This is a genomic window from Synechococcus sp. R55.3, assembly GCF_047461975.1.
Lineage (GTDB): Bacteria > Cyanobacteriota > Cyanobacteriia > Thermostichales > Thermostichaceae > Thermostichus.
The window spans coordinates 1-6,088 of record NZ_JANSIG010000107.1; the positions used below are offsets into that span (position 1 = coordinate 1).

Below are 6,088 nucleotides of genomic sequence, written 5' to 3' on the forward strand. Positions count from 1 at the left end.
CCTGCGCAATCCTATCGCAGTGGGAAGCAGTTTAAGTGTGGGCACTGTGGATGGGAAGGGGATGCGGACTGGAATGGGGCCAACATGATTGCCAAACTTGGGGCTGCTGTAAACCAGCCTAGAGGTCCGTGGTTGGCTTGCCAACTACAGGGCTACCGAAAGCCTGCACTCTTTCGCTTTAGCGGTGCGGAGCGCTCTGCGTCAGCATGAGTGCGGGTAGTTTACTAGAGGCGCTGGATGGCAACAGGAACTTGGGGAGTGGCAATGGTGCAGGTCGCGGTGTTGGCAGAACAGGCACAAAGCTGTGCCCAGCGGTTGGGGATCCCTCAGTTTGATCTCTACGGGGCTCAAGTGGATGAAACCAGCGTGCAGGTAGATCATGGGGAACCTCGCCAGGTCAAGGCTTCCCACCGCTGCAGCGTGACGGTGCGGGCCTGGAACGACCAAGGGCAGGTGGGGGTGACCTCCACCACCGATGTGGATGAGGCGGGGCTAGAACTGGCCCTGCAAACGGCCTTTGAAGCCAGCCGTTTTGGCGTGCGGGAACATGCCCCTCAATTCAGCCCAGAAGCCACTCTGCCTATTGCTCAGCCTTGTAACGACAAAGGGCCGTTGGCTTTGGCTGGCGACTTGTTGGAACAGTTGGTGGCTGCCGAAAAGGCACTCCTGGGATCCCATCCCGCCATTCAGGGGGTGCCCTACAACGGCCTAGCGCAGCGGCAGATCAACCGCTTCTACCTCAACAGCCACCAAGCCCTGCGACAAGAGGAGCATACCCTCGCTTCGGTTTTTCTCTACAGCAAGGCAGAGCAAGAGGGCCGCAAACCCCGCAGTGCCGGAGCCATGCGAGTGGCCCGCAGCCTGGATGAGTTGGATATCCAGGGTTGTGTGCAGGAAGCTGCTGAGAAATTGATGAGCCATCTGGAGTACGAGCGGATCCCCTCTGGAAAATACACAGTGGTCTTTTCCGGAGAAGCCTTTTTGAGTTTGTTGAGCGCCTTCTCCAATGTGTTCAATGCTCAAAACATTTTGGACAACCAAAGCCTGTCCACCCCAGAATCCCTGGGCAAGACCATTGCCTCGCCTCTTCTATCGGTGTGTGACGATGCCCTACACCCGACCAATGTGGGAGCGATCAGCTTTGATGGAGAAGGCACCCCCACCCGCCGTGTCCCTCTCATCACCAATGGGGTCTTGACCCACTTTTTGCACAGCGCCGGTACGGCTAAGCGCCTAGGAGCCCAGCCCACAGGCCACGCCAATATCGGTGCTAAGGTCACGGTTGCTGCCCACTACTACCATGTGTTTGCCGGGGCACCGCCGGAGAGCACCTATGACTTGGCTACGGCTGAAAATGTAGTTTGGATCGATGAGCTGCAAGCGCTTCATGCCGGCGTTAAGCCCCTACAGGGATCCTTCTCGCTGCCGTTTCAGGGGTGGTGGGTGCGCCAAGGAGAGCGCATCAGCATCGAAGCGGCCACGGTGGCCGGAGACTTCCTGGAGCTGTTGAAGTCGATTTTCTACGTCGAGCCCGAGCCGCAAGTCACACCCGGTGGGCTGTGTCCCCGCATTTGGGTTGCCGATCTCTCCATTACCGGGCAATAACCTCACTTCAAACTCATGCAACTGACCCGCATCGACCTCAACAGTTGGCTCATCCACACCCGGGAGCAAACCTTCCTATTGGATCCGTGGCTGGTGGATCCCCTGGTGTTTCTGGGGATCCCCTGGTTCATCCGCCTGGAGCACCGCCAACCACCCCCCTTTACGCCGGAGACCCTGCCCAAAATCGACGGGATCCTCCTCAGCCAAGCCCAGCCGGATCACTGCCACCCGCCAACGCTGCAGCGCCTGGATAAGCGGATCCCCGTTTTGGCCTCGCCGGCTGCAGCCAGAGTCGTGAAGAGTCTGGGATTTGCAACGGTTCAGGCTCTGGATCCCTGGCAGTCTGTTCGCTGGGGGGATCTGCGGGTCACAGCCATTCCCGGTGCGTCCCTAGGGCCTGTCCGTGAGCTGGGCTATCTGCTGGAAGAGGTGCCCTCCCAGACACGGCTTTACTACGAGCCTCATCTTTCCCAACCGGATATCCGGCTGCGATTGCAGCAGGAATTGTGCCCCATTCATACTCTGCTGATCCCGGTGGTGGGGCAGATCTTTCCCCTCTTGGGAGAGGTGATCATGGGGCCAGAGCGGGCCCTGGAGGTGGTGGCAGCCCTACGCCCCCAGCAGGTGATCCCTACGGCGATGGGAGAGGTGGACTACCACGGCTGGTTTGCCGCCCAGATCCGCCCCTTGGGCAGCCTGCAGGAGTTTCGAGAAAAGCTGGCAGCCTTGAATGCCGCCACGTCCCAATCCATCCAGTTGTGTTGCCCCGCCCCTGGGGAAACGGTGTCTCTTTCTGTCGTGGCCAAGACATGAGCCTTCCTTCCCAAGCCCCGCCTAGCGCCGATCTGGTGGCCATCTTGCGGGCAGATTACGCTCGCTTTCCCCGGGATCAGACCTATGCGATCTACGACCCGCAGGTTTACTTCCGGGATCCCCTCAACGAGTTTCGCGGCTTGGATCGCTATCGCCGCATGATCGAGGGGATAGGGCGTTGGATAGAGGATATCCGTCTCGAGCTGCAGGATATTCGGCAAACCGGCAACCAGATCCGCACCGAGTGGATCCTAAGCGGTGCTTTGGCTTTGCCTTGGCGTCCCCGCCTGTGCATCCCTGGCTGGACAGAAATACAGATCAACGAGTCGGGGTTAATCGGATCCCATATTGACTACTGGCGATGCTCCCGCTGGGAAGTGCTGCTGCAAATGTTTCGGCCTGGGGATCCCAAAGGATCTCATTGATGGCTTCCATCCTCTGCTAGGATCACAAAGCTGACTTTTTAGCTCTCTGGAAAGTCGCCCCTGTTCTCAATCTGGAGAGATGGCCGAGTGGTCGAAGGCGCAGCACTGGAAATGCTGTGTGGGGCAACTCACCGTGGGTTCGAATCCCACTCTCTCCGTAATCCGATAACGTCCACTGAAGTCCAGAAAGCTCTTACCCAGCAAGGCTTCTGGGCTTTTTAGTGTCCACGATAGACCGGGGAAACCCACTGTAATCCAGGCTAAAGTGGGACACAATAGGGGATATAACAGACGGGGTGGGACATGGCCCTGTCAGAGATGGCCATTCGGAATGCCAAACTCAAGGACAAGCCGTACCAGTTGCCGAATAGAGAAGCAAGGCCATCCTGCCTGCCGAAGTTTTTGCCGAACCAGCTGACTATAGACTAACGGCCAACCGTAGGACGATGCCGACAAGAGCTACGGTGGCAGCTCCAATCAAGGCAAAAGCCAGGTTAACCACTTGGGCGCTAGCCTTTTGATAGGTGTCAATTCGTTCTAGGATCACCCGGTTTTCTATCCCCTGCTCGGCCCAACGTCTCTCCTGCTCAGCCCAACGTCTTTCCTGCTCGGCCCAGCGCTTTGCTTGATCGGCTGCCAGGGCTTCTAGCCGCTCGTTGGTTCTGGAGACATCCTGCCGGAGTCCTTCCACATCCTGTCGGATCTCTTCCACATCTTGCCGGATCTCTTCAATAACACTCAACACATCCCTGAGGGTGGGTTCACCGGCGGGCATCATAGAGCTGCAACCTCACTGAACAGCAAACGGTCTGAGCTCGCTAGATCAACTCGCTCACCGGGAAGCGATCCAGCATTTTTTGGGCTTGACGGGCATTTTCCCGTAACTCCGCCGGCAGATGGGGAACATAAGGGATCTGAGAAAGCAAATCCAGCGTGCGGCGGATCAGGCGCACCAGGTCTCCGGCATCTAGGTTGGTGCTGGCTTCCAGGGTCTCCCAAGGGATCCCTTGAGCCCAATGTTCGACGATCCCGGCCAAGCTGGGCTCAAACCCAATCGGCACATGAAACACCTGGTGTTGGCGTTGGCTGCGGAACAGTTGCCGCCGTAAACCCCGTAACCCGTGCAGCACATCTTCCACCACTCCTGAGGTGCGCAACCGGCTGTAGATGCCTGAACGGGGAGCCTCTGAGACCAAGGCAGCCACAACTCCGGCCAAATGATGAGGAGCACAGCCCTGGCACTCACCGGAGAGCAGAGCCAGCGCCAGCCAGAGCTCGTTATCCCCCCGCAGCGCAGCCACCACCTCTCCGCTATCGGTAGGTTGATATTCTTGCAGACAGTCGAAATCCTGCAACACCCCCACCAAGGCCATAAATTGTTGCCAGCGCAACTCCTGCACGGAATCGCTCTGCCGCTCCAGGTGCTCGAGGCGCTTGAGCAAGCGCTGTCGTTTTTCTCGCAAACCCAGCAACTTTTTCCCCACTTGGTGAGCGGGGTTCTCTCGGATTTGAGCTTCTAGGGCGCGAATTTTTTCCTCTTGGGCTTGGATGTGGGGAAAAGCCAACAGACGCAAGGTGGGATCCGGCTCGGCTTCCCGTTGTTTGAGCAAGTAGCGCAAAATGCGCCGTTCTTCCCGCCGTTGCGCCTGCATTTTCTCATAGCGGGCAATGTCTTCGTCGGAAACGTTTGCCAGGATGCGATCGATCTCTTGTAGCTCGGCCCGCGTGTGTTGGATTTCCTGTTGTGCGGGCAACTTTTGCAACGAGAGCAAATATTGTCCAAAGCTGCGGTTGATCAGATCCCGTGCTGCTTCCAAAGAGTGCTTTTGCAGCAGGTTCAGCACCATGCCATAGGTGGGGGTAAACTGGCTCACCAAGGGATCCGCTCCAGAGGTGGCCAGCCGCGCAGCTTCTTGGGCCCCCTCAAACGGGGATTGCACCGTCACCACATGGCCGATGATGTCCTTGCCCCGCCGTCCGGCTCGGCCCGACATTTGCATAAACTCAGAAGCGGTCAAGAGGCGGTGGCCCGTGTCGGTGCGCTTGGAAAGGGAAGAGATCACCGTGGTTCGCGCAGGCATGTTGATCCCGGCGGCCAAAGTCTCGGTGGCGAAGACCAGCTTCACCAATCCCTGCTGAAACAGATGCTCCACCAGCCCCTTCCAGGCAGGCAACATACCGGCATGGTGAGCGGCAATGCCCCGGTAAAGGGCATCCAACTGATCTCGGCGGACAGCTTCGGGCGTTTCTCGACAAAAGCGGTCGATCTGCTCAGCCAACTGCTGCCGCTCTTCCTCGCTGGCTATCAGGTCCAGATCCCTTACGCTGGCCACGGCCATATCACAGCCTTTGCGACTGAAGATGAAATAGATGGCCGGCAGCATGTCCCGCTGGCGCAAGTTCTCCACCACCTGCACCATATCCGGCACTCCCCCATAGGGAGACTGACCTGACTTGGGGAGTTTGCTTTTCAGGCGGCGATTGCAAACCCACTGGCCGGACTCGGTTTGCTCCAGCAGGGGGAACAGCCCTTTGCGATTGGCAAAGTGAAATTGCAGCGGCACCGGGCGGTGGTTGGAGTCGATCAGATGGGTGGGGCCATGCACCTGGTTCATCCAATCGGTGAGCTGGTCGCTGTTGGCCAGGGTGGCAGAAAGGGCAATGAGCTGGATCGTGGGGGGGCAGTAGATGATTGCTTCTTCCCAGACGGTGCCCCGCTGCTGGTCGTTCATGTAATGGCATTCGTCCAGGATCACCGCCTGCACCTCTCGCAAGGGATCCCGACTCAGGGCCTCCGCCTCCTCCCAAGGTTCCATCCCATCGCCGGAGGCTCCTCTCTGAACGGCCAGAGAGAGCGGCGTGCCATAGAGCATGTTGCGGAAGATCTCGGTGGTCATCACCAAGATCGGCGCCTCCCGGTTGATGGAGATGTCGCCGGTGAGCAGGCCAACCTGTTCTGGGCCGAATTGCTGGCCAAAATCCCGGAACTTTTGGTTGGAGAGGGCCTTCAGGGGCGTTGTATAGAAAACCCGCTTGCCCTGGGATAGGGCCCGATAGATGGCATACTCTCCGATCAGGGTCTTGCCGGATCCCGTGGGAGCACAGACCACCACCGATTCCCCAGCAGCCAGAACCTGAATGGCTCGGATCTGAAAGTCGTCCAGCTCGAAGGGGAAAAGCTGCCGCAACTCGTCCAGCAAATCGGTTGCCGGGGAGAGAAGCGCACTCATGGGATCCAAATCAAC

General features: G+C 58.5%; 5 protein-coding genes, 1 tRNA gene and 1 pseudogene. 5 read left to right on the forward strand and 2 right to left on the reverse strand.

All coding sequences use genetic code 11. The annotated features are described in order from the left end of the window. The 5 genes and pseudogenes from NW849_RS13010 to NW849_RS13030 form a co-directional block, all read left to right on the forward strand. Positions 1-210, forward strand: a pseudogene (locus NW849_RS13010) (RNA-guided endonuclease TnpB family protein); the annotation flags it as partial. A 54-nt stretch (positions 211-264) separates the two neighbouring features. Continuing rightward, entirely contained in the window at positions 265-1,605 is a 1,341-nt protein-coding gene (locus tag NW849_RS13015; protein ID WP_414358131.1) for a TldD/PmbA family protein, read from the forward strand. A 15-nt stretch (positions 1,606-1,620) separates the two neighbouring features. Then, positions 1,621-2,418, forward strand: a complete 798-nt coding sequence (locus NW849_RS13020) for an MBL fold metallo-hydrolase (protein ID WP_414358118.1) — start codon at positions 1,621-1,623, stop codon at positions 2,416-2,418. Continuing rightward, entirely contained in the window at positions 2,415-2,843 is a 429-nt protein-coding gene (locus NW849_RS13025) for a DUF2358 domain-containing protein (RefSeq protein ID WP_414358121.1), read from the forward strand. The genes NW849_RS13020 and NW849_RS13025 overlap by 4 nt, the downstream gene beginning before the upstream one ends. A 73-nt stretch (positions 2,844-2,916) precedes the next feature. Next, a tRNA-Ser gene (locus NW849_RS13030) sits at positions 2,917-3,001 on the forward strand. Positions 3,002-3,261: 260 nt separating this feature from the next. On the opposite strand, the gene NW849_RS13035 is transcribed toward NW849_RS13030, so the two are convergent. Then, positions 3,262-3,621 carry a hypothetical protein gene (locus tag NW849_RS13035; protein ID WP_414331067.1) on the reverse strand — a complete coding sequence of 120 codons (360 nt, stop codon included), beginning with the start codon at positions 3,619-3,621 and terminating at the stop codon, positions 3,262-3,264. 40 nt (positions 3,622-3,661) lie between these two features. Continuing rightward, positions 3,662-6,073, reverse strand: a complete 2,412-nt coding sequence (locus NW849_RS13040) for a DEAD/DEAH box helicase (protein ID WP_414358132.1) — start codon at positions 6,071-6,073, stop codon at positions 3,662-3,664. Positions 6,074-6,088: the final 15 nt, after the last annotated feature.

Excerpts from the sequence above, each read along its gene's own strand:
- NW849_RS13015 (WP_414358131.1), top strand. The coding sequence starts at position 265 with ATGGTGCAGGTCGCGGTGTTGGCAGAACAGGCACAAAGCTGTGCCCAG.
- NW849_RS13020 (WP_414358118.1), top strand. The coding sequence starts at position 1,621 with ATGCAACTGACCCGCATCGACCTCAACAGTTGGCTCATCCACACCCGG.
- NW849_RS13025 (WP_414358121.1), top strand. The coding sequence starts at position 2,415 with ATGAGCCTTCCTTCCCAAGCCCCGCCTAGCGCCGATCTGGTGGCCATC.
- NW849_RS13035 (WP_414331067.1), bottom strand. The coding sequence starts at position 3,621 with ATGATGCCCGCCGGTGAACCCACCCTCAGGGATGTGTTGAGTGTTATT.
- NW849_RS13040 (WP_414358132.1), bottom strand. The coding sequence starts at position 6,073 with ATGAGTGCGCTTCTCTCCCCGGCAACCGATTTGCTGGACGAGTTGCGG.